This is a genomic window from Nocardioides sp., from assembly GCA_037045645.1.
Lineage (GTDB): Bacteria > Actinomycetota > Actinomycetes > Propionibacteriales > Nocardioidaceae > Nocardioides.
The window spans coordinates 472,128-495,110 of the sequence record JBAOIH010000004.1 but is presented as its reverse complement, the minus strand read 5'-3'; the positions used below and the strand labels follow the sequence as shown (position 1 = coordinate 495,110).

The 22,983-nt window shown below is 67.9% G+C and carries 23 protein-coding genes and 3 pseudogenes; 7 read left to right on the top strand and 19 right to left on the bottom strand.

The genetic code is table 11. The annotated features are described in order from the left end of the window. Positions 1-169: 169 nt before the first annotated feature. A complete protein-coding gene (locus V9G04_15755) occupies positions 170-928 on the bottom strand; it encodes an MBL fold metallo-hydrolase (protein MEI2714700.1) in 759 nt (252 codons plus the stop codon). Beyond that, positions 925-1,744, bottom strand: a pseudogene (gene murI, locus V9G04_15750) (glutamate racemase). Before murI ends, V9G04_15755 begins: the two are co-directional and overlap by 4 nt. A gap of 214 nt (positions 1,745-1,958) precedes the next feature. Here murI and V9G04_15745 point away from each other — a divergent pair. Together V9G04_15745 and V9G04_15740 are read left to right on the top strand one after the other, a co-directional pair. Continuing rightward, positions 1,959-3,348: pseudogene (locus V9G04_15745) on the top strand (IS1380 family transposase). Between the two features lie 152 nt (positions 3,349-3,500). Continuing rightward, positions 3,501-4,547 carry an alkaline phosphatase family protein gene (locus tag V9G04_15740; protein MEI2714699.1) on the top strand — a complete coding sequence of 349 codons (1,047 nt, stop codon included), beginning with the start codon at positions 3,501-3,503 and terminating at the stop codon, positions 4,545-4,547. Here the strand turns inward: V9G04_15740 and V9G04_15735 are convergent. The 7 genes from V9G04_15735 to clpS all read right to left on the bottom strand — a co-directional run bounded on the left by V9G04_15735 (position 4,525) and on the right by clpS (position 9,434). Then, positions 4,525-5,526 carry a ribose-phosphate diphosphokinase gene (locus tag V9G04_15735; GenBank protein MEI2714698.1) on the bottom strand — a complete coding sequence of 334 codons (1,002 nt, stop codon included), beginning with the start codon at positions 5,524-5,526 and terminating at the stop codon, positions 4,525-4,527. The genes V9G04_15740 and V9G04_15735 overlap by 23 nt on opposite strands. Positions 5,527-5,624: 98 nt before the next feature. Then, entirely contained in the window at positions 5,625-6,722 is a 1,098-nt protein-coding gene (locus V9G04_15730) for a DUF3152 domain-containing protein (GenBank protein MEI2714697.1), read from the bottom strand. Positions 6,723-6,739: 17 nt separating this feature from the next. Then, complete coding sequence (locus V9G04_15725) at positions 6,740-7,708, bottom strand: cysteine synthase (GenBank protein ID MEI2714696.1); 969 nt, start codon at positions 7,706-7,708, stop codon at positions 6,740-6,742. 31 nt (positions 7,709-7,739) lie between these two features. Further along, positions 7,740-8,033 carry a MoaD/ThiS family protein gene (locus V9G04_15720; protein MEI2714695.1) on the bottom strand — a complete coding sequence of 98 codons (294 nt, stop codon included), beginning with the start codon at positions 8,031-8,033 and terminating at the stop codon, positions 7,740-7,742. Between the two features lie 28 nt (positions 8,034-8,061). Beyond that, entirely contained in the window at positions 8,062-8,496 is a 435-nt protein-coding gene (locus V9G04_15715) for a M67 family metallopeptidase (protein ID MEI2714694.1), read from the bottom strand. A 60-nt stretch (positions 8,497-8,556) separates the two neighbouring features. Then, positions 8,557-9,141: a DUF2017 domain-containing protein gene (locus tag V9G04_15710; GenBank protein ID MEI2714693.1), complete on the bottom strand. Its 585-nt coding sequence runs from the start codon at positions 9,139-9,141 to the stop codon at positions 8,557-8,559. Then, positions 9,138-9,434 carry an ATP-dependent Clp protease adapter ClpS gene (gene clpS, locus V9G04_15705; protein MEI2714692.1) on the bottom strand — a complete coding sequence of 99 codons (297 nt, stop codon included), beginning with the start codon at positions 9,432-9,434 and terminating at the stop codon, positions 9,138-9,140. The genes V9G04_15710 and clpS overlap by 4 nt, the downstream gene beginning before the upstream one ends. 55 nt (positions 9,435-9,489) lie before the next feature. On the opposite strand from clpS, the gene V9G04_15700 reads away from it, so the two are divergent. The 4 genes from V9G04_15700 to V9G04_15685 all read left to right on the top strand — a co-directional run bounded on the left by V9G04_15700 (position 9,490) and on the right by V9G04_15685 (position 13,327). Beyond that, a complete protein-coding gene (locus tag V9G04_15700) occupies positions 9,490-10,782 on the top strand; it encodes a nicotinate phosphoribosyltransferase (protein MEI2714691.1) in 1,293 nt (430 codons plus the stop codon). 196 nt (positions 10,783-10,978) lie between these two features. Beyond that, on the top strand, positions 10,979-11,926 hold the full coding sequence (locus V9G04_15695) for a hypothetical protein (protein ID MEI2714690.1): 948 nt from the start codon (positions 10,979-10,981) through the stop codon (positions 11,924-11,926). Positions 11,927-11,990: 64 nt separating this feature from the next. Then, positions 11,991-12,557, top strand: a complete 567-nt coding sequence (locus V9G04_15690) for a nicotinamidase (protein MEI2714689.1) — start codon at positions 11,991-11,993, stop codon at positions 12,555-12,557. Further along, the gene (locus tag V9G04_15685) at positions 12,557-13,327 is read left to right on the top strand and encodes an enoyl-CoA hydratase (GenBank protein MEI2714688.1); all 771 of its coding nucleotides are present in this window, start codon (positions 12,557-12,559) and stop codon (positions 13,325-13,327) included. Before V9G04_15690 ends, V9G04_15685 begins: the two co-directional genes overlap by 1 nt. Here V9G04_15685 and V9G04_15680 read toward each other — a convergent pair whose 3' ends face one another. Then, positions 13,328-13,864, bottom strand: coding sequence for a DUF1697 domain-containing protein (locus V9G04_15680; GenBank protein MEI2714687.1), 537 nt, complete (start codon positions 13,862-13,864; stop codon positions 13,328-13,330). 27 nt (positions 13,865-13,891) lie between these two features. Continuing rightward, positions 13,892-15,124: a 4-hydroxyphenylpyruvate dioxygenase gene (gene hppD, locus V9G04_15675; GenBank protein ID MEI2714686.1), complete on the bottom strand. Its 1,233-nt coding sequence runs from the start codon at positions 15,122-15,124 to the stop codon at positions 13,892-13,894. Positions 15,125-15,207: 83 nt separating this feature from the next. Between hppD and V9G04_15670 the strand changes: the two genes are divergently transcribed. After that, positions 15,208-15,690: an Lrp/AsnC family transcriptional regulator gene (locus V9G04_15670; protein ID MEI2714685.1), complete on the top strand. Its 483-nt coding sequence runs from the start codon at positions 15,208-15,210 to the stop codon at positions 15,688-15,690. On the opposite strand, the gene V9G04_15665 is transcribed toward V9G04_15670, so the two are convergent. The 8 genes and pseudogenes from V9G04_15665 to V9G04_15630 all read right to left on the bottom strand — a co-directional run bounded on the left by V9G04_15665 (position 15,674) and on the right by V9G04_15630 (position 22,969). Then, positions 15,674-17,461: a DEAD/DEAH box helicase gene (locus V9G04_15665; GenBank protein ID MEI2714684.1), complete on the bottom strand. Its 1,788-nt coding sequence runs from the start codon at positions 17,459-17,461 to the stop codon at positions 15,674-15,676. The genes V9G04_15670 and V9G04_15665 overlap by 17 nt on opposite strands. Continuing rightward, complete coding sequence (locus V9G04_15660; GenBank protein ID MEI2714683.1) at positions 17,458-17,739, bottom strand: DUF3039 domain-containing protein; 282 nt, start codon at positions 17,737-17,739, stop codon at positions 17,458-17,460. The genes V9G04_15665 and V9G04_15660 overlap by 4 nt, the downstream gene beginning before the upstream one ends. Positions 17,740-17,793: 54 nt before the next feature. Continuing rightward, a complete protein-coding gene (locus tag V9G04_15655; GenBank protein ID MEI2714682.1) occupies positions 17,794-18,405 on the bottom strand; it encodes a YqgE/AlgH family protein in 612 nt (203 codons plus the stop codon). An 89-nt stretch (positions 18,406-18,494) separates the two neighbouring features. After that, entirely contained in the window at positions 18,495-19,520 is a 1,026-nt protein-coding gene (locus V9G04_15650; protein ID MEI2714681.1) for a DUF3048 domain-containing protein, read from the bottom strand. Positions 19,521-19,619: 99 nt separating this feature from the next. Continuing rightward, positions 19,620-20,388, bottom strand: a pseudogene (fabG, locus tag V9G04_15645) (3-oxoacyl-ACP reductase FabG). Positions 20,389-20,468: 80 nt separating this feature from the next. After that, positions 20,469-21,500, bottom strand: coding sequence for a hypothetical protein (locus tag V9G04_15640; GenBank protein MEI2714680.1), 1,032 nt, complete (start codon positions 21,498-21,500; stop codon positions 20,469-20,471). A gap of 174 nt (positions 21,501-21,674) precedes the next feature. Further along, positions 21,675-22,094: an HIT family protein gene (locus tag V9G04_15635; protein ID MEI2714679.1), complete on the bottom strand. Its 420-nt coding sequence runs from the start codon at positions 22,092-22,094 to the stop codon at positions 21,675-21,677. Then, positions 22,091-22,969, bottom strand: coding sequence for a Gfo/Idh/MocA family oxidoreductase (locus V9G04_15630; GenBank protein MEI2714678.1), 879 nt, complete (start codon positions 22,967-22,969; stop codon positions 22,091-22,093). Before V9G04_15630 ends, V9G04_15635 begins: the two co-directional genes overlap by 4 nt. Positions 22,970-22,983: the final 14 nt, after the last annotated feature.

Below are 22,983 nucleotides of genomic sequence, written 5' to 3'. Positions count from 1 at the left end.
CGAGCGCAGCGAGGCGTGCCGGAGGCGAGCCCCGCAGGACCGGGCCGAATCCAGCACCGGCCTGGTCTGAGGAGTGAGCCGGAGGTACGCCGAGCGCAGCGAGGGGTAGTCCAGTGCGAAATGGTCGTCGCGAACGCTAATTCACGACCATTTCGCACTGGACTACCCCTCAGAGGTCGTAGGACTCCCCCGGCTGGGCCAACGCCAGCGGGCCGACGAAGTGCGGGCGCGCCTCGGCGAGGATCTCCTCAGCGTCGTGCCAGGCGGGCACATGGGTCAGCAGCAGCCGCTTGGCCCGTGCCGCGGTCGCCGTCGCAGCAGCCTCGCGACCGGTGAGGTGCAGATCGGGGGGATTGTCGTCGCGCTCCCGGAAGGACGCCTCGCACAAGAACAGATCACACTCCCGCGCGGCAGCGTCGAGTCCCTCGCAGACGCCGCTGTCACCTGAATAGGCCAGGGTGCGGCCGCCGGCGGTGACGCGCAGGGCGTACGCCGGGACGGGATGGGCGACCTGGAAGGCCTGGATCGAGAAGGGACCGACCTCGATCGGCTCGTCGCCATAGACCCGGAAATCGAATTCGCCGGTCATGCCGGGGTCGGGCCGCAGGTCGTACGCCCGGGCGAGCCGCGCCGCGGTGCCGTGCGGGCCCCAGACGGTGAGACGCGGCTGCGGCCCGGAGGGGTGGTACTTGCGCAATACGTAGTAGCCGGTGAAGTCGAGGCAGTGATCCGCGTGCAGGTGACTCAGCGCGACCGCGTCGATCGCGAGCGGGTCGGCATGGCGGTGCAGTGCGCCGAGGGCGCCGTTGCCGAGGTCGAGCACGAGGCGCCACGTCCGTCCGGCGTGCTCCTGTTCCACCAGATAGCACGAGGCGGGCGAGGCAGGCCCGGCGTACGACCCTGAGCAGCCCACCACCGTCAGCCTCATCGCGCCACCCCCGCGGCGAACTGGGACGCGAACGCCAACTCGGGGCCGAGGAAACGCCGACCGGTCGCCGAGAACGCATCGGGCTCGCCGGTGGTGACGAACTCGTACGCCGGGTCACCCTCGTGGCGCATCAACTGGTGCCGTGCCAGGGTCCGGTAGACGTCCTTGGCGCACTCCTCCGCCGAGGACACCAGCGTGACCTGCTCCCCCATCACATAGGAGATGACGCCGGTAAGCAGTGGATAGTGCGTGCAGCCGAGGATCAAGGTGTCGACCCCGGCCTCGGTGAGCGGGTCGAGGTATTCGTGGGCGACGGCCAGGAGTTCGTCACCACCGGTCACCCCCGCTTCCACGAAGTCGACGAAGCGCGGACATGCCCGGGTCGTGACCGTGAGGTGCGGAGCTGCGGCGAACGCGTCCTCGTACGACATCGAGTCCACGGTCGCTTGCGTACCGATGACCCCGATCCGACCGTGGCGAGTGGCCGCGACCGCGCGGCGGGCGGCGGGCAGGATCACCTCGATGACGGGCACGTCGTAACGTTCGCGGGCATCACGCAGCATCGCCGACGAGGCGGAGTTGCACGCGATGACCACGGCCTTCACTCCGCGCTCGACGAGGTGATCGACACACTCGAGGGCGTACTCCCGCACCTGCCCGATCGGGCGCGGACCATAGGGCTGTCGCGCCGTGTCGCCGACATAGACGATCGACTCGTGCGGCAACTGGTCGATCACCGATCGCGCCACCGTCAGGCCACCGAACCCAGAGTTCGAAGATGCCGATCGGCGACTCCGGATCGTGGGTGGCGGGCATCCCCCAAGCCTAGGGCCCGATCTGCGCTCGCGCGTGTCGACGGATGCGAGATCGTGGTCACGCCGTTCCGCGCCACGTGAACTACACGGCCTAGCCTCGGGATTTCACGAGTGATCTGGCGACACCGGGGCTGAAAGCACGGAAGTGCCTGTCCTGCTTGGGATTCTTGTTCTTGCGACAGTCCAAGAATCGCTAGCGGAAAGGCACTCCGTAGGTGAAGCGTAGCCGTGTCCCCAATCTGGTTCTCGATCCCGTCCGCGAGTCGCTGATCTCCTCCTGCGGGGCGCTGCTGCTCAAGGAGGCGTCCGGTGTCACCGGCCTGGGCCGGGGACTCTCCCGGGCGCTTGCGCCGTGGCGCCCAGCACGGGCTGAGCATGACCCGGGCAAGGTCTTGCTCGACGTGGCGACCGCGGTCGCGCTTGGCGGGGATTGTCTTGCCGATGTCGCCGTGATCCGTGCCCAGCCCGAGTTGTTCGGGGCGGTCGCTTCCGACCCGACCGTCTCGCGGGTCTTTGCAGCCCTCGCTGCGGACGTGGACGACGCGGTGGCCGCGATCCGGGACGTGCGGGCCCAGGCGCGCGCGGCGGTCTGGGCACGCCGTCGCCCGCTGGCCGGTACGCCGGGTAGTCAGGTGATCGTGGACATCGACGCCACCCTGGTCACCGCGCACTCGGACAAGGAAGGCGCCGAGCCGACCTTCAAGCGCGGGTTCGGGTTCGCCCCGATGTGCACCTTCGTCGACCACGGCCAGCACGGCACCGGCGAACCGCTGGCGATCGATCTGCGGCCCGGGAAGGCCTCGCCCTGGAATAGCGCGGACCACCTCGCCACGCTCGAGGCCGCGCTGGCCCAGCTCCCCGATGGCGAGCAACAGCAGGTGCTGGTCCGCGCCGATACCGGCGCCTGCTCGAAGGTGTTCCTCCACCACATCACCGACGCCGGTCTGGAGTACTCGATCGGTTTCCAGGCCCAAGACACCGTCAAAGCAGCCATCGAAGCCATCCCCGAACAAGCCTGGCGATCCGCGGTCGATGGTGACGGTGAGCCTCGCGACGGCGCTCAGGTCGCCGAGCTCACTGCCTGGATGCCGACCCCGACACGGTCCAGCCGCCCCGGCCCGAAGGACTGGCCGCTCGGGATGCGGGTCATCGCCCGCCGCGAACGCCCCCACCCCGGCGCCCAGCTGCGACTAACCGACCACAACGGGTGGCGCATCACCTGCTTCGCGACCAACACCAAAGGGCCCGGCTGGACCCTGGCCGCGCTCGAGGTCCGCCACCGCCAACGCGCCCGCTGCGAGGACCGGATCCGCGGCCTGAAAGACACCGGGCTGCGGAACCTTCCCTTCCACGACTACGCCAAGAACCGAATCTGGCTCGAGGTCGTCGCACTCGCCGCCGATCTCCTCGCCTGGACCCAGACCCTCGCCTTCGACGAGCATGAACCCGCCCGGCGGTGGGAGCCCAAACGACTCCGCTTCCGGCTCCTCGCCGTCGCCGGACGCATCATCCGCACCGGCCGCCGAAGACGCCTACGACTCCCCAGGGACTGGCCCTGGAGCCGAGCTCATCGACACCGGCTGGACCACGCTCCACACCGCCTGACGGCCAAGACCCCCAACCCATCGACCAGGAACCGGAGAACCGGCGGCCACAGCGCCGGGGGCCAGACACGCCCTTCATCCAACCCGGCCGGCTTCCATCGAGAACCAGCTGCTCAGCAGGGCTCACGAAACGTCGAGGCTAGTGTGGGCGCCATGGTGAGTCGTACGCGTCAACTGTTGTCCAGGGTGTGTGCCCTGCTCGTGCTCACCATGCTCAGTTTCGCGTGTGGGAGCACGCCCCCGACCACTCCCGCCTCCGCCAAGTCCGCGCTCGCGCCCGGCCCGCACGGAGTCGATCAGGTTCTCGTCGTGAGCATCGATGGTCTCAACCCGCTCGCCCTGGACAAGTTGGGGCGCAAAGGCACTCCCGTGCTGCACCGGCTGCGCCGCCAAGGGGCGTCGACGCTCAACGCGCGCACGTCGTACGAGATGACGGTGACCCTGCCCAATCACACCGGCATGGTCACCAGTCGCCGGATCAACGCCGCCGACGGTGGCCACGGGGTCACCTGGAACGACGACCGCCCGACGCCGGCCACGGTCCAGGCCGCGGCGGGCGGACCGGTCGGCTCGGTGTTCTCCGATGTGATCGCGGCGGAGCTTACGACCGCGCTGTTCGCGTCGAAGACGAAGTTCTCGCTGTGGCAGCGTTCGTGGCCTGCCGGGCTCAAGAACACCACGATCGAGTTGGACAACCGTGCACTGGCCGACGACGTCGCCCTGGACCTCATCCGGACCGACCGCGACTTCACCTTCGTCCACCTCAGTGGGCCGGACGTGGCCGGGCACGCGCGCGGGTGGATGAGCAGGCCCTACCTTCGCGCCGTACGAGCCGCCGACACCAACCTCGGCATCATCCTCGAGGCGCTCAAGGAGGCCGACGAGGTCGACGACACCCTGGTCATCGTGACCGCCGACCACGGCGGTGTGGGCAGACTGCACGGGCAGGCGGATCGCTTGGCCAACTACCGCATCCCGTTCCTCGTACGCGGCCCCGACGTCCCGCGGGGCGCCGACCTCTATGAGATCAGTCCCGCCAATCGTGATCCGGGCACACGACGGCCGTCGTACGGTCCCACCCGCCAACCTGTGCGCAACACCATGGTCGCCAACCTGGCGTTGCAGGCGCTCGGGCTGCCTGCCATCAAGGGCAGTCAGCTCAACGTCAAGCAGGACCTCAACGTCTTCGAGGCTCCCTGATCAGTCCCAGAAGCTTGGGCTGGGGCGGGCCCAATGAGGGGTCCACACCGTCGAAGAGGCTGCTGATCGACTCGCCCGCGTGCACCCGCGCGATCGCCTGACCGAACAGAGCAGCGACCGACCGCACCTTGAGCTCGGGCCAGTCGAGCGGCGCCGGGACGGTGTCGGTCGTGACGACCTCCGTAATCATCGGGTGGTCGCGCAACCGCTCGACGGCCTTGCCCACGAACAGGCCATGCGTACACGCCACCGAGGCGCTGGTGCAGCCCTCGTCGCGCAGCCGGTCGAGCAGTTCGACGATCGAGCCACCGGTGGCGATCTCGTCGTCGAGCACGATCGCCCGCTTGCCGCGGACATCCCCGACGATCGAATCGATCACCACCCGATCGTCGGCCAGGCGGCGCTTTGATCCCGCCGCGACGGGCAGGCCCAGCAGGCGCGCGAACTGAGTGGCGGTCTTGGCGTTTCCCAGGTCGGGCGACACCACCACACAATCGGACAGGTCCTGGTCCAGGTAGTGCTCAGCCAGCACGCCGAGCGCGGTGAGTTGGTCCACCGGCACCGAGAAGAAGCCGTGCACCTGCGGCGCATGCAGCGTCATGGTGATCACGCGATGCACGCCCGAGGCCTGCAACAGGTCGGCCACCAGACGCCCCCCGAGCGAGATGCGACTGGCGTCCTTCTTGTCCGAGCGGGCGTACGCATAGTGCGGGATCACGGCCGTGATCTTGTCCGCGCTGGCACCACGCGCGGCGTCGATCATCAGCAGCAACTCCATCAGGTGCTCCTGGGTCGGCGGCACCAGCGGCTGGACGACGTAGACATCGCGCTGGCGGCAGTTCGCCTGCAACTGTGCCTGCAAGCAGTCGTTGCTGAATCTGCTGATCTCGACCGCGGCGAGTTCGACGCCCAGTTCGGTGCAGATGTCTCGCGCCAGGCGCCGGTGGGCGCTGCCGGTGAAGACCACGATCTCGCGCACGTTCGTTCCTTCGCGTGGGTGCCGCTGTGCCGGTGTTGGGGGCCACGATAAGCCTGCCGTTTGGCGGCGACCAGACCCGTACGCCTGCGGTGGACGGGCTACCTGCGGGCCCAGCGCTCCGATGGCAGCGGCCACGGATTGAAGGAACATCCCCCCGTGCCCTTTGACTGCTGCATCATCACCGGAGCCGGGCCACGCCCGCGGCAGTAGGCGTGCCCATGGCCGAGCCAGTGACCGGTTTCGTGGTTGACCACCATGTGGCGGTAATCGCGCACGCTGCGTCGAGCACCGTTCCACGCCGGAGATGCGTGCAGCCAGCGGGTCTCGTTGATGATCACATAGCGCCCGACTCGGCAACTCCACGTCGACGAGCACCCCGACGAGAAAGACGGCACCATCGGCGCCGTCGAGAGCACCAGGGTGAAGTCACCGCCTCGGGGGACTCGACGGAACGAGAAACCGGCTCCGCGCCAGCCGAGCGGGTGGTCGAAGGTCTGCTGGGCCTGCTGCTTGAACGTCGCGAGACCAGCGCGGACGCGCCCGCGTGTCTGCACCGAATAGGTGAACCGACGACGTACGCCGACACGGTGCTGCACCACCTCGCCGCGCTCCAGCGTCAGCGGCACGAAGCCACGACGGCGGAAGGTCACCGCCAGCGACACGAACGCGCCGACGTCCTCGACGCCGAGGCGGTAACGGCCCTTGCGGCTCACCACGTCCCCGTCACGTCGCCACCGGACCTTGACCGAGTCGGCTTTGGGGCTCACCTTGCCGCGTACGGCGATCCTCAGCGTCTGCGCGAAGCGGAAGTCACCAGCCACCTTGGGGTTGCGGGTGACCTCGAAGGTCGCGCGCGCGACCGGGTCGGTCGGCGTCGCCATTGCGGTGAACGTGCCCGTCGCGTCGGATACCGACTCCACCACGGTGAGGACGTGCCCGATGTCGTCGAGGCCGAGCCGATAACGCGAGGTGGTCGCGCCCGCGATCGGCATGCCGTCGCGGTGCCATTGGTAGGTGGCCGCCAGGGGCGGGGTATCCCACACGCCCGGGGTCACGGTGAGGATCTCGCGGAAGGTCGCCGCGCCGGTGATCACAGGCGGCGTCACGAGGGTGCCGTTCGGGGTCGCCCACGCGGGGGCGCACCACGCCGTCAGCGCCATGATCGCCGAGATGAGCAGCACCAGTCCCCGTCGCACGCGAGCAGGATAGGCACTCAGGCCCACAACTGGCCTTCGAGCCGGTCCTCGGCCTCGTCGACCGTGCCTTCGTACGCACCGGTGGACAGATATTTCCAGCCCGCATCGGCCACCACGAAGGCGATGTCGGCCCCCTCGCCCGCCTTGACCGCCTTGGCCGCCTGACCGAGCGCCGCATGCAGGATGGCGCCGGTCGAGACGCCCGCGAAGATCCCCTCGGACTCCAGCAACTCCCGGACCCGTCGCACCGCATCACGCGGACCGACGCTGAAGCGGGTGTCGATCAGGGTCTCGTCATAAAGCTCGGGGACGAAGCCCTCGTCGAGGTTGCGCAGGCCGTAGACCAACTCGCCATAGCGCGGCTCGGCGGCCACGATGCGTACGTCCGGCTTCTGCTCGCGGAAGAAGCGCCCGACCCCCATCAAAGTGCCGGTGGTGCCGAGCCCGGCGACGAAGTGGGTGATCTCGGGCAGGTCTTTGAGCAACTCCGGACCGGTGCCCTCATAGTGCGCGAGCGCATTGGCGGGGTTGCCGTACTGGTACAGCATCTGCCAGTCGGGGTGATCGGCCGCGATCTGCTTGGCGACACGTACGGCCTCGTTGGAACCACCCGCAGCAGGAGAGGACACGATCTCCGCCCCCCACATCCGCAGCAGTTGGCGGCGTTCCTCCGACGTGTTCTCCGGCATCACGCACACCAGGCGATAGCCCTTGAGCTTGGCCGCCATCGCCAGTGAGATGCCGGTGTTTCCCGACGTCGGCTCCAGCAGCGTGCACCCGGGCCGGATCTCGCCGCGCTCCTCTGCCAACTCGATCATCTTCAGGGCCGGGCGGTCCTTGATGGAGCCGGTCGGATTGCGGTCCTCCAGCTTGGCCCAGACACGTACGGCCGGCGCGTCGGCACCGCCCTCCCAGCGTGGGGAGAGCGTGGGCAGCCCCACGAGCGGCGTGTTGCCGACCGAGGAGAGCAGGCCGTCGTACCTCATGGGGATGGGCTGCGCCTAGTGGCGGCAGCGGTCAGCGAGCGCCGCCGGCGACGGCCGGGAGTACGACGATCTGGTCGCCGTCCGCGACCGGGGCTTCGAGCCCGCCGAGGAAACGTACGTCCTCGTCGTTGATGTAGATGTTGACGAAGCGACGCAGGTCGAGCGAGCCGTCGGCCTTGGTCTCGACGAGACGGTCCTTGATGCCTGCGTGGTTGGCTTCCAGGTTGTCGATGAGGCTGGTGAGCGTGTCGCCCGTCGCCTCGACGGCCTTCTCGTTGCCGGTGTACTGACGCAGGATCGTGGGGATGCGGACCTCGACGGCCATGGGTTGACTCCTCGTTGTGTGACTGCTGCTAGCGGGGATCGAGCCGGGCGACGAGATTGACCGGTTCTTCGGTCACTTCGCCGTCCACGATCCGATATGAGCGAAACTCGACTGGGCCCTCGTTATTCCCGCAGTCGCGTGTGCTGACCAGCACATAGTGCGCGCCCGGCTCGCTGGCCAGGCCGATGTCGGTGCGACTGGGGTAGGCCTCGGTGGCGGTGTGGGAGTGGTAGATGACCACCGGCTCCTCGTCGCGAGCCCACATGTCCTTGTACAGCGCGAGCAACTCCGTCGAGTCGAACTCGTAGAAGGTCGGGCTGCCAGCCGCGTTGATCATCTCGACGACCCGCTCGGGACGATCCGAGCCCTCGGGTCCGGCGATGATGCCGCAGGCCTCGTCGGGGTGATCACGGCGGGCGTGGGCGACGATGGCGTCGTACGCGGCCTTGTCGATCGTGAGCACCAGACAAGGCTAGTCCGAGAGCCGGACAGCCCTTGGCTCAGGGCGTGGGCGTGGACAATCTCACGACATCAGCGCGTGGACCAGGGTCTCCTGCAGGTAGCCGACCCACTCGTAGATGTCGTGGGCCTGCGAGCGCGGGTCGTCGTCCGACATCGCGATCCACCGCTCCTCGTCGCCTTCCTCGACACCGAGTCGGGTGGCCAGCGCCAGGCGTACGTCGGTAAACGAGCGCAACCACAACTCGGCGCGAGCCTCGTCGAGTTCGACGTCGATCTCCAGCCCGTCCTGTTCCAGGATCGGCGGCAGTCCGGCCTGCTCCAGATCGTCGATGATCGCCGCGGCGGCGCCCGACTTGCTGTCGCGAAGGCCGAGTTCGGTGAACCTGCGGAAGTCGGCTGCGGCATCCTCGTCGTCGACGTACGCCGTGGGGAAGAGCCGGGCCAGCACCGGATCCTCCGGCTCTGTCGTCGGGCCGTCGAAGTTGAACATCGCCTCCAGCGGATCGACCGAATCGTCCGGTACGGCCCGCTCGTTGCTGAGCAACTCGACGAGTTGACCGGCCAACGACCGCAACAGGTCGGCTTCGAACCCGTTGAGTTCGATCACGATCGTCCGGGTCTTGCGCCGGCGCCGAAACCCGGTCACGACGCCTTCTCCATGGTCGCCCACAGGCCGTACTCGTGCATCGCCTGCACGTCGCGTTCCATCTCCTCACGAGTGCCGGTCGACACCACCGAGCGGCCGTCGTGGTGCACCTCAAGCATCAACTTCTCGGCCTTGGTCTTGTCGTAGCCGAAGTACTTCTGGAAGACGAAGGAGACGTACGACATCAGGTTGACCGGGTCGTTCCACACGATCGTCACCCACGGTTTGGCCAGGTGGGTGATCTCGTCGGGAGTCAGGTCCGGCTCGACCTCGACGGGACTGGCTGCAGACACGGGGCCATCGTGACACAGCACCCGCACAGCCCCCAGACCGTGCGAAGGTTGACCGGTGACCTCCACGGCGTTGCTCACCGATCACTACGAACTCACGATGCTGCAGGCCGCACTGGCCAACGGCACGGCGGGGCGGCGCTCCGTCTTCGAACTGTTCGCGCGACGCCTGCCGCCGGGAAGGCGCTACGGCGTGGTCGCGGGTGTCGGTCGCGCGCTGGACGCGCTGGAGCGTTTCACCTTCGACGACGAGGTGCTCGGGGTGCTCGACGAGGGTGGCGTGGTCAACGAGGAGACGCTGGCCTGGCTGGCCGACTACGAGTTCACCGGCGACATCTGGGGCTATCCCGAGGGCGACATGTATTTCCCGCACTCCCCCCTCCTCGTCGTGGAGGGCACCTTCGCCGAAGCCGTCGTGCTGGAGACGTTGCTGTTGTCGATCTACAACCACGACTCTGCGATCGCCTCCGCGGCCTCCCGGATGACGCTGATGGCCGGTGATCGGCCGTGCATCGAGATGGGCTCTCGGCGTACGCACGAGGAGGCGGCCGTCGCGGCGGCCCGCGCGGCGTACGTGTGTGGTTTCGCCACCACCTCCAATCTGGCCGCGCGCCAGCGCTATGGGGTGCCGACGGCCGGCACATCCGCGCACTCGTTCACGCTGCTGCACGACAGCGAGACTGACGCGTTTCGCGCACAGGTCGAGTCGTTGGGCGTAGGCACCACCTTGCTGGTCGACACCTACGACGTCGCGGCGGCGGTGCGGGCCGGGGTCGAGATCGCGGGCACCTCGCTCGGCGCGGTGCGACTCGACTCGGGCGACCTGGCGGCGACGGCGCGAGACGTACGCGAGCAACTCGACTCGCTCGGCGCGACCTCGACCCGGATCGTGGTGACGTCGGATCTGGACGAGTACGCGATCGCCGGCCTGCGGGTGGCGCCGGTCGACGCTTATGGGGTCGGCACCCAGTTGGTGACGGGATCTGGTCATCCGACGAGCGGCTTCGTCTACAAGCTGGTGGCCCGCTCGGCTGACGACGGCTCGATGGTGTCGGTGGCGAAGAAGTCCAAGGACAAGTTGTCGATCGGCGGCCGGAAGTTCGCGTTGCGACGGCGGTCGGCGACCGGCGTCGCCGAAGCCGAGGTGATCGGGATCGGCGAGCCGCCGGTGGACGACGGGGACGACCGGACGCTGTTGGTGCCGCTGGTCCGTGACGGCGAGATCGTCGGGCGAGAGCCGTTGTCGGCCGCTCGGGAGCGACACACGGCCTGTCGCGCCGAACTCCCCCGCGCGATCGAGATGATGTCGGCGGGCGAGCCGGTGATCCCGACGGTGCATCTGGGCGAGTGACCCTGGCGCCGACCCTGGGCGAGCGGGCCGCGAGTGGGCAGTGGGAGACGTCCCGACGACTCAGAGCCGTCGCCAACTGCCCACTCGTTGCCAGGGGCGCGCCACTTGTTGTCCACAGGCCGGCAGTCGGCACCGGTCATCCACAGGTTCTCCGCGAGCGGTGGCCGGTCCGCTCTCGACCCGACACGCTGGAGAGGTGTCCAGCCAGTCGTACGAGCTCCGCCGCACCAAGCGTGGTCAGCGGCTGCCCGCGGACTGGGTCCGGGTGACTCGCGGCGCGGCGCGATCGGCTGATTGCGATGACGAGTTCCGAGCCACGCTTCGCGCGCTGCAGATGGTGTTGCCGGGGGACGTTCACTTCACCCACCTCACAGCGGCTCGACTCCGCGAGTGGTGGCTGCCGCCACTTCCCGAGCGGTTGCCACTCTTCGTGTCGTCAGGCCGCAGGACGCGGATCCGTCGACCCAACCTCGTCGCCATCCGCAAGTCCGAGCCGGGGAACGTCACGAAGATCGACGGGGTCCGGGTGGCATCACCCGCGGCTGTGCTCACCGACTGTGCTCGCGATCTCAGTGTGCTCGATCTGACCTGCTTGATCGACTCTGCACGACGGTCGAGAGACCTTGCGGACGAGGAAGTCGCGGGGCTGGGCGGGCGACACCGGGGCGGTCGCGCGCTCGCGCTCGCGGCGTCACGCTCTGACCACCGTGCCGAATCCGTCTATGAGGTGCTGCTGCGCGAACTCCATCGCTGCGTCGATGCCGCAACCATCCCCCAGTTCGAGGTGACTGACGCGGAGGGCAACTTCGTCGCGCGCGGTGATCTCTTCCTCGTCGGGACACAGGATCTGCACGAGATGGATGGCAGCGGACACTTCGAGCGATCGCAGTACCGCAAGGACCGCAAGCGTGAACGCCGGCTCGGGCACGCCGACTGGAAGCGGCGGGGATACACCTCCGACGACGTGCTGCATCAGGCGATCACCATCCTTCGCGACATCGACGTGGCCCTGGGACGCCCGCATGACCCCTCGCGCATCAGGGAGTGGCACGAACTCTTGCGTCAGTCCTGTTTCACTCCCGCAGGCGTGACCCGGCTATCCGAGCGCCTCGGCCCAGCGAGTGGGCAGTCGGAGGCGTGCTGAGCCCCTGAAGACGTCGCCGAGTGCCCACTCGGTCAGATTGCGACGACGTCATAGGCTCGACTCCATGGCACGCGCACTGATCGTGGTCGATGTCCAAAACGACTTCTGCGAGGGCGGATCGCTCCCGGTCACGGGCGGAGCCCGCGTCGCGGCGACGATCGGTGACCTGTTGGCTCAGCATTCCGCCGGCGGGCGGGCGTACGACTTCGTGATCGCCACCAAGGATCACCACATCGACCCGGGTTCGCATTGGTCGGACCAGCCCGACTTCAAGGACTCCTGGCCGGTGCACTGCGAGGTCGGCACGCGCGGCAACGAATTCCATCCCGACCTTCAACCCAGGCCGTTCAACGCGGTGTTCACCAAGGGTGAGCACGAGGCGGCGTACTCGGGTTTCCAGGGCCGCAGCGACGACGGCAGCGCCCTGGCCGACTGGCTGCGCCAGCGACACGTCACCGAGGTCGAGGTGTGTGGGATCGCGACGGACTATTGCGTACGCGCGACCGCCCTCGATGCGCGCCGCGAGGGATTCGACACCACACTGCTGCTCGACCTCTGCGCGGCGGTGGCGCCTGAGACGGGCGAGGCGGCGGTGGGCCAGATGCGCGACGCGGGTGTGGAGATCGCCTGATGACCTCGTTGATCTCGTCTGTCGACGACGGAGTCCTGACGATCAGGTTCAATCGGCCCGAGGTGTTCAACGCACTCGACGAGGCGATGTCGGCCGAGTTCTGCACCCTCGTCGAGGGCGCGGTGGCCGACGAGCGGGTGCGGGTCGTGGTGATCACCGGCACCGGACCGGCGTTCTCGACCGGCGCCGATGTCGGCGGCGCCGAAGCGCACGAGCACTTCGACGTACGCGCACTCGACCGCGCCAACCGGATGATCCGAGCGGTCGTCAATCTCGACAAGCCCGTGTTGGCGGCCGTCAACGGGATCGCGGCCGGAGTGGGCGCTTCGGTCGCGTTGGCCGCGGACATCGTCGTCGCGAGCGAGTCGGCCGGCTTCCTGCTCGCTTTCGCGCGGATCGGCCTGATGCCGGACGGAGGTTCCACCGCGACCGTCGCGGCTTCGATCGGGCGAGCCCGAGCCATGCGGATGGGGCTGCTGGGCGAGCCGATGAGCGCTTCCGAGGCGTACGACGCAGGGCTGGTCAGTCATCTGGCGTCCGAGGCCGACTTCGACGACACCGTCGCCTCGCTGACCCGCAAGCTGCTGCGGGGCGCACCGCTGGCCCAGGCGGCCACCAAGCGTGCGATCAACGCCGCGACGCTGGACGGACTCCACGACGCACTCGAGCGCGAACGCACCGGGCAGACCCTGCTCCTACGTACCGCCGATGTCGCCGAGGGGATGCGGGCCTTCAGCGAGAAACGACACCCGGTGTTTCGGGGCGAGTAGTCAGCACCACTTGTCCCGCACGGTCGTGAGCACCTTCATGGTGCGAGCGGTGCCCTGACCAAGCGCAGTGAACGCCTTGGCGCTGAGCAGTTTCGAGGTATGGATGTCGCCGTCGAGCAGGGCGTACGCCGCGCGCCCGTCGACCACGCCAGTCTCACCGGGGAGGTCCAACTCGTGCACGGCGCGGGCGCTCGCCGCCGTGGGTGCCTGGTCGAAGAGCGTCACATAGTGCTTGCCCTGCGGATCGTGCTCCTCGTGCAGTTCCTCCCCACGCGCGACCAGAGCCGCCAGATCCGCGGTAGTGAAGACGATCGTGGGCACCTCGAAGCCCGCTTCGGCCTCGTACGCCTGCTCCAACGCCGCCTGCACCTTCGCGGCAGAGCGCGCCGAATGGGTCAGGCGGACATTGCCGGTGTTGATGTAGGTCTCGACATCCGCACCGCCCGCAGCCTCGGTGGCCCGAATGATTGCCTCCTTGGGGAACTTGCGCTTGGCGCCGAGGTTGATGGCGCGCAGGAAGGCTACGTAGGTCGGCACCCGCCCTTCCTACCACTGACGGCTGTCTCAGAGGTTCCCGCGTTTGTCCTGCTCACGCTCGATCGCCTCGAAGAGGGCCTTGAAGTTGCCCTTGCCGAAACCGAGGGAACCGTGCCGCTCGATCAACTCGAAGAACACCGTCGGGCGGTCACCGAGCGGCTGGGTGAAGATCTGGAGCAGGTAGCCGTCCTCGTCGCGGTCGACCAGGATGCCGCGCTTTTGCAACTCCTCGATCGGCACCCGCACCTCGCCGATGCGGGCGCGCAACTCGGGGTCCTCGTAGTAAGAGTCGGGCGTGTTCAGGAACTCGACTCCATTGGCGCGCAACGCGTCGACGGTCGCGATGATGTCGCCGGTGGCCAGTGCGAGGTGCTGAGCGCCGGGACCGGAATAGAACTCCAGGTATTCGTCGATCTGCGACTTCTTCTTCGCGATCGCCGGCTCGTTGAGCGGGAACTTCACCCGGTGGTTGCCGTTGGCGACCACCTTGCTCATCAGCGCCGAATAGTCGGTGGCGATGTCGTCGCCGATGAACTCGGCCATGTTCACAAAGCCCATGACGCGGTTGTAGAAGTCGACCCAGGTATCCATCTGGCCGAGTTCGACATTGCCGACGATGTGGTCGAGAGCCTGGAAGAGCCGCTTGGGCTCGCCGTCGCGTTTGGTCCAACGAGGTGCGGTGGTGACATAGCCCGGCAGATAGGGGCCGGCGTACGTCTGCCCGTCGACGGTGCGCTGCACCAGCGTGTGCCGGGTTTCGCCGTAGGTCGCGATGGCGCCGATCCGTACGGTGCCGTGCTCGTCGGTGAGGTTCTCGGGCTCGCGGATGACCCTGGCGCCGGCCTTGCGAGCCTGCGCGATGCACTGGTCGACGTCGGGAACCTCCAAGGCGATGTCCACGACGCCGTCGCCGTGCTTGGCGTGGTGGGCGATCAGGGGGCTGTCGGGGGAGACGGCACCGTTGAGGACGAACTTGATCGAACCGGATTTCAAGACGTACGACTTGTGGTCGCGGATGCCGTTCTCGGGTCCGGCATAGGCGACGAGTTCCATCCCCCAAGCCGACGCGTAGTAGTGCGCGGCCTGGGTGGCGTTGCCGACGACGAACGTGATCGCGTCCCAGCCGGTCACCGGGAAGGGGTCGTTGTCGGCGTCGTACTCCACCAGCCCGACGAGCTGTCGGAGTTGTTCGAGGGACAGGTCGGCCTTCATCTCGTCCACGGTCAGGGCGCCACCAGAACTGGCGATATCGATCGTCATGACCACGAGCGTGCCGCCTGCCGGGCAAGGTGAGCAACTAGAGTTCGAAACAGTGCACAATCTGTCTAACACGAGGAGGCTTCATGGACAACTTGGATGTCAGATTGCTCGATCTCTTCGCTGCCGAGCCGCGGATCGGCGTGCTGGAGGCGTCGCGCCGTCTCGGGGTCGCGCGCGGCACCGTGCAAGCGCGCCTGGACAAGTTGGTGGCCACGGGCGTCGTGACCGACTGGGGACCCGGACTGGACCCCGAAGCCCTTGGCTTCCCGGTGACCGCGTTCTTGACCCTGGAGATCCGGCAGGGGTCGTCGGATGCAGGCGGTCACCAGCGGATCGGACGGCACCTGGAGCGGATCCCCGAGGTGCTGGAATCGCACACGATCACCGGCGACGGCGACATGTGGTGTCGCGTGGTCGCGCGGTCCAACACCGACCTGCAGCGGGTGATCGACGAAGTCCTCGATGACGAGGGCATCGATCGCTCCACCACGGTGATCGCGCTGGCCACGCAGATCCCGCACCGCACGCTGCCGTTGGCCAGGGCCTCGGTCAGCCCGACTTCTTGACCGCCCATTCACGCACGGCGTTGATCCGCGCCATCAGCTGATCGGCGTTGGCGACGGCGGCGGGCGGGCCGCCGCACTGCTTGCGTAACGCCGCGTGCGTGATGCCGTGCGCCTGTCCGGTGCGGTGGTGCCAGGCGGCGACCAGCCCGTTGAGTTCGCGACGCAACACGGCCAACTGTTCGTGTGTCGCCAGCTCACGTGGCCCGTCGTCGGCCCGGGTCTCGCGTTTGGTCGACTTGGCTCGCTCGGCCTGACGATGTGACAAGAGCTCCCGCACCTGGTCGGGTTCGAGCAGGCCGGGGATGCCCAGGAAGTCCATCTCCTCCTCAGACCCCACATGCACCTCACCGGCGTGCCCGAACGCGGCACCGTCATAGAGCACGTGGTCGAAGGTCGCGCTGGAGCCGAGAGCCTCGAAGGGCAGGCCCTCCAACTCGTCGGAGGCTCCCTCCCCCGCCTCGGCACGCGCCAGCAGATCGTTCTCGGCGGCGAAGATGTCGTCCTCGTTGCGCACCGGGCGACCCAGCACGTGGTCGCGCTCGGCCTCCAACTCGGACGCGAAGCCGAGCAGGTTCGCCACGGACGGCAAGAAGACGGTGGCGGTCTCACCGCGAGACCTGGAGCGTACGAACCTCCCGACCGCTTGGGCGAAGAACAGAGGCGTCGCCGTGGTCGTGGCATAGACACCGACGGCCAGGCGCGGCACGTCGACGCCTTCCGACACCATCCGGACCGCGACCATCCAGCGCTTGTCGGAGTCCGCGAAGGTGGCGATCCGCTTGGACGCACCCTTCTCGTCCGACAACACGATCGTGGGCGCCTCGCCGGAGATCTTCTTCAGCAGCGCGGCGTACGCCCGGGCGGAATCCTGGTCGGTGGCGATCACCAGCCCGCCGGCGTCGGGGACGTGGCGGCGCACTTCGGTCAACCGTCGGTCGGCGGCCTCCAAGACCGCGGGCATCCACGACCCGCCGGGGTCGAGCGCGGTGCGCATCGCCTGGGCGAGCAGATCCTTGGTCAGCGGCTCACCGAGCCGTGCCGCGATCTCGTCGCCTGCTCGGGTGCGCCACTGCAGGTCACCGGAGTAGGCCATGAACAGGACCGGGCGTACGACGTGATCGGCCAGGGCGTGCGCGTAGCCGTAGGTGTAGTCGGCGAGTGAGCGTGGGATGCCGTCGCCCCCACGCTCATAGGTGACGAACGGGATCGGGTTGATGTCGGAGCGGAACGGGGTGCCGGTCAGGGACAGCCTGCGGGCCGCGGGCTGGAACGCCTCACGTACGCCCTCACCCCACGACAGCGCGTCGCCGGCGTGGTGGATCTCGTCGAGGATGACCAGGGTTTTGAAGCGCTCGGTGCGGATGCGCATCGCCAGTGGGTTCACCGCGACTCCGGCATAGGTCACCGCGACGCCGACGAAGTCGCCGGAGGTCTTGCCCGAACCCGCGGAATAGGTCGGGTCGAGCGGGATGCCGGCGCGAGCAGCCGCCTCGGCCCACTGCACCTTGAGGTGCTCGGTGGGAGCGACGACGATCACCCGGTCGACCTGGCGACGCCCCAGGAGTTCGGCCGCGACGCTGAGCGCGAACGTGGTCTTGCCGGCACCGGGCGTGGCCACGGCGAGGAAGTCGCGCGGGTTGGTGTCGAAGTACTTCGTCATCGCGGCGTGCTGCCACGCGCGCAAAGACGGCGCGGTGCCCCACGCGGCCCGATCGGGATAGGCCGGCGAGAGGGGGACGGACGCCGAGTGCTCAGGTGTCCGTCCGGTCATGAATCGGAGTCCCCGCCTTTTCCGTCGCCGCCCTTGCCGCCTGGTTTGAGCGACTCCCAGATCTCCTTGCAGTCGGGGCAGACCGGGAACTTCTCCGGGGCCCGGCTGGGCACCCAGACCTTGCCGCACAATGCCGTGACGGGCGTGCCCATCACCATCGCCTCGGTGAGTTGATGCTTGTCGACGTAGTGGGAGAAGCGCTCGTGATCCCCCGGCTCGGTGGGATCGGTGACGACCCGCTCGTCCTCGAGCACCTGGGTGCCGCTGGAGAATCCGATGCTGGGTTCAGTCACCGGACCACCATAGGCGCAGGCACCGACACCCGCCCAACTTCAGTTGAGTTCCGGGTCGAGCGGACGAGTGGAATGCCACGCCAGATCTCCCGGTTGGCGGCGCAGCACATCGCGCCACAGGTGCGTGGTGTCCTGGCGGAAGGCATCCGGCGTCTCCCCCGGCACGACGTACCAACTGCCCTCCTCGATCTCGCGCTGCAGTTGCCCGGCCGACCAGCCGGCGTACCCGACGAAGATCCGCAGACCGCCCAGTGCGTCCGCCACTTCATCGCAAGGCGTGTCGAGATCGAGGATCCCGAGCGCGCCGGACACCGCACGAAAGCCTGGTGGCGCCACGGTTTCGGGCCGCAGTGCCGCCACCGCCAGCGCGCCCTCCTGGCTGACGGGTCCGCCGATGAAGAGACGATCCGGGTCCGTCACCAGAGCACCCCACGGACTCAACACGTCATCCACCGCCACGTCGGAAGGTCGGTTGATGACCACCCCGACCGTGCCCTCGGGGTCGACGTCGAGGATCAGGACGACGGAGTCACTGAAGTTGGGGTCGAGCAGGCCAGGGGTCGCCACGAGCAACATCCCGGGCAGCACCTCGACCATGACCCCATCTTGGCATCCCGGCCAGGTGCGGACGTCGATGGTGGCGAGCCACACCCCCGAAGCGAAGAACTGCGGCCGGGGGCGGGCTCGGAGTCGGTCTGAGGCGCGCGACGGCCGCAGTTCTTCCGACTTGTGGGGGCGTGCTACTTGGTGAACGCCACGTTGCCCTCGACAGCCGGCACCAACTCGATCCAGGTGCGACCGGGAGGTACGACCAAGTCACCACCCTTGGCTTTGAGGGTGAGGGGTGACTTGAGGTCCTTCTTGGCCCAGGTGCCGCGCACGACCCGACCCTTGGTGAACAGCAGCGCCTCGCCGGTGCCGACGAACTTCGTCTCGGGCACCGGGTAGCCGGCCGGGTCCGTGTAGCCCGCATCGCCGATCTGCACGCGCAGCACCAGCACCTGGTCGGCCGGGAAGTGGTCGCCGTCCGCGGCAAACGAGTTCTGGTTCTCGTACTTGCCACCTTGGAAGATCCAGTTCGTGGTGTGGTTGCCGAAGTTCGCCGAGATGGTCTTCGCGGGCCGACCCTTGGGGTTCTTGCTCGGGTTGCCGAAGGGCAGGTAGTCGTCGGGGCGACCGCTGATCTTCTTCATCGTCTTGGAGATGTCGGTGAGGTTGGACATCAGGTTGTACGGCGCGCTGCGGTCAGACGCGCGATAGATGCCCTTGGCGCCTTCGGTGATGAACGGGATCTTCGCGCCGTTGATCCGTCCCACGGTGACACCCGCACCACCGCTGGTCACGATGGTGGCGTTCGCGGGCGCGACGATCCCGATGTCGGAGGCGCGCATCGAGCGGATCGGGCCGACCTCGCCTGGGATCGTGGAGTAGTAGAACGCCGCGAGTCGAGTGATGCCGCCCTCGACGAGTTCCTCGACCACGAGGTCGGCTTTGCTCAACCCGATCTGTGGTTGAGAAGACGACGTGTTGTCCATCTTCACGACCAGAACGCGACGGCCGGTCTCGACGCTCGCACCCGCCTTCGCCTCGACGCCGGTCAACGGCCAGGTCTGCGGTTCCTCGGGCTTGGGGACCTCCGTGACCGTGCCGTCGTCCATCGTGGACGTGACGGTCTGCGGTTCGTTCGACTTGTCCGAGCCGCCGCAGGCAGTCAGCGCGAGCGAGCCGGCGAGCAGGACGCAGAGATAAGGGCCAGCACGACGCACGGGGACTCCGATCTGTGGGGAAAGATCCGCCGACCAGTGTGGGGCAGCGTGGGAAAGCCGCGGCGCGTGACGCGCCGGACCGCTCTAGAGATGTTGCTCTCAGCCGAGCTTGGCGCCGCCGTCGACATAGAGCGTCTGCCCGGTGACGTACGACGCCTCGTCACTGCACAAGAACGCGGCGGCGGCGGCGATGTCCTCAGGCTTGCCCACCCGGCGTACGGGGTTGGCCTCGGCGTTGAGCCGCTGCAACTCCTCGGGCTCCATCTTGAGCCGGCGCGCGGTCGCGTCGGTCATCTCGGTGACGATGAAGCCCGGGGCAACGGCGTTGGCGTTGATGCCGAAGGGGCCGAGTTCGATGCCGAGGGTGCGGGTGAAGCCCTGGATCCCCATCTTGGCGGTCGAGTAGTTGGCCTGCCCACGTGCGCCCAGGGCGTTGACGCTGGAGAGGTTGAGGATCTTTCCGTACTTCTGCGCGACGAAGTGCTGCTGCGCAGCCTTGGTCATGTTGAACGCGCCCTTGAGGTGCACGCCCATGACCATGTCCCAGTCGTCCTCGGACATCTTGAACAGCAGGTTGTCTCGCGCTGACGCCCGCGTTGTTGATCAGCACGTGGATGCCACCGAGTTCGCTGACGACCCGCTCGACCGCTGCCTGGGCCGAGGCGCTGTCGGCGACGTCGCAGCCGATGCCGACACCCTTGGCGCCGTCGACCAGGGGAAGTCTGGCGGCAGCCTCTGCTGCGCTGGCCTCGTCGAGGTCGAGGATCGCCACGCTGGCGCCCTCCTCGGCGAAACGAGTGGCAGTGCCGAACCCGATGCCGCGAGCGGCTCCGGTGACAACGACGACGCGACCGTCATAACGACCCATGATTTCCTCCGTGCACGCAAGCTTCGGTCTGACGTCGTCAGATTAGACGCACAGGAAGGCCCGAAGGCTCGCGGGGCTGGTCAGGCTGGCGGGCGGCGTTCGCCAAAACCGAAGATCCTGTCGAACATCACGCCTTGGCCGAGGCGCACCAGGGTGGCCGAATCGCCAGTGGCAGGGTCGAAGCGGACGATCTCCCCCGGCGGGGGCGCGTCGCAACTGTCGTAGAAGTTGAGCAACAGTCGGCCGCGGGAGTTCCCGAGGACCGCTATCCCGGTCGTCTCGGCGACCCCGGGGACCTGCACCAGGTCGCTTCCTCCACGGCCGTTGAGCACGGCCAACTTCGATCCACAGGCGGCCTCGCGCGAGACATAAGTCTTTCCCTCGAGTCCGGTCGCGTCGGTGTCGATCCAGCCGCTGTGGTCGCCGGCCACCGAACTCCACTCGCTGGGCGGTGCGAGTGGTCTGCTGCGCTGCGCGTCGAGATCGAGCAGTTGGAGTTGCTGCCGGATCCGTTTGCGACTCTTTTGATAGCAGCCCAGGAGGACAGTGTCCGGCTGCCACCACTTCAGCGGCCGGCATTGGTAGCGACCGGTGTCGTACCGGGTGGTCTTGCCGTCGGCGAAGCGGGTCGACGTCACTCGACCGCGGCGTACGAACCCCTCCAGCGCCGCCGTGCCGTCCGGAGTCACGAGAAGCGCCGAACTCAGCCCTGTCAGCGCCGCGATCGGCGTGCCGTCCGGGCGTACCCAGCCGTCGGGCCGGTACACCCAGATCCGTTCGGCGGGAGTCGCGTCTTGTGGGGCGGTCGGGTCGAGCGCGACGTAGGAGGCGAAATTCGCGAGGTGCACCTGCGTAGCGAGGCCTTCGAGAAGGTCGAGTACGACCGCCGAGCGACGCTGTGGAATGTCGAGCAGCACGAATCGACCGTCAGGTGACCAATCCTTCAGCGTCCATTGCTTCGCAGGGCGCGCACCAGGCGCCGGATACACCGCGAACTTCTCGCCTTCTGGGGAAATCAGCAGCAGTTCGTGGCGGCCACGCTCGGTCTTGGCGCCTTCGTACTTCACCGTGTCGGCGAGCAGCCAGTCCGGGCCGATCTCGGACCATGGCACCGCGGCGTCAAGCTTTGCAGTTCCGGGTGTCAGAGTCGTCGCGGGTTGTGCATCCTGGTGATTTCGAGCCGGGCTCGTGCAGCCGACAAGCAGGACGAGCAGAGCGCTCAGCGCGACGACGGGTCGTTTCACACTGCTCTCACGCGCGAGCCGGGCGCATGGTTGGCGACTGGATCAGCTCGATTTTGCAAGCGCGTCTCGCAGTCGCGTCGCGTACGACTCGGCTTCTCCGTCGGCGTACTTCACGCGCGGCCAGAAGAAGCCCCGCAGCCCGTCACCCTTCGTCCGCGGCACCACATGACAGTGCAGGTGTGGTACGGACTGGCTGACGGTGTTGTTCATGGCCACGAACGACCCTTGGGCGCCCAACCCGGTCTTGACCGCTCGCGCGAGTTGTTGGGCAGCGGCCAGGAAGGGGTCGCGCAACATCGACGGAAGGTCGGTCAGCGTCTCGTGATGCTCCTTCGGGATGAGCAGCACATGACCCTTGAAGACCGGTCGCGTGTCGAGGAAGGCCAGCAGGTCAGGTGCGTCCAGCACCACGTACGCCTCAGCTTCGCCGTTCACGATCCGGCAGAAGACGCAAGCGCTCACCGGGTGGCCTGGTCGAGCACACGTTGGAGTTCCAGGCCGCGGTGCACGTCGAGGTCGTGCGGCGCCCCGGTGCGTACGGCTTCGACGAAGCGCGCCATCAACGCGTCCTGACTCGTCGTGAAGTCCTCGTCGAGTGGACCCAGGTGGAGTACGCCCTGCTCGTGGGCCACGCTGAGGTGGAAGCCGTCGTCACCTGGCGTCGTGAGCGAGAAGGTCATCGTGGCGACGGCGTTGTCCGCGTGGGTGGTGGTGATCGTGATGACCCGGGTCGGATCTCCGGCCGCAGCGATGGTTTCGGTCGGGCCGAGGATGGCCTCGGTGAGATCGAGCGTGTGCGGGGCCAGGTCGAGCAGCGCGCCCCGCTCGATCCGCCACGGTGTCGCGAAGGCGTTGGGCGGCAGTGCCGCGTCAGTGAGGCAGCGCGCGATCACCGCGCGGGGTCTGGCCTCGCGGGTCTGCGCCAGCAACTCGAGCACTGCCGGGTCGAACCGCGTGCGCAACATCAGAATGGACGCGACCTGAGCCTCGTGAACAGCCGTGGCCAGCGCTTCGGCATCTTCTAGGTCGAAGGCCAGGGGCTTGTCCAAGATCAGGTGCTTGCCCGCCTCGGCGGCCTGCGGGGCCAGCCTGGCCTGGACGTCGGGGGGCACGGCGAACGCGACGGCATCGACGTGGTTGATCAGATGCTCGTACGACTGCGCGACGCTCGCGCCGTGTGCCTGCGCCAGCGCTTCCGCGGCTGCTGGGCGTCGAGCCCAAACTGCGGTCAGGGCCAGCCCCTCGGCGCGCGCGATCATCGGCGCGTGGAAGCCGGCCGCCCACGGACCGGCGCCCACGAGCCCGATGCGGATCGGGTCGTGGGCGCGTTCGGGCATAGCCCGCAGATTAG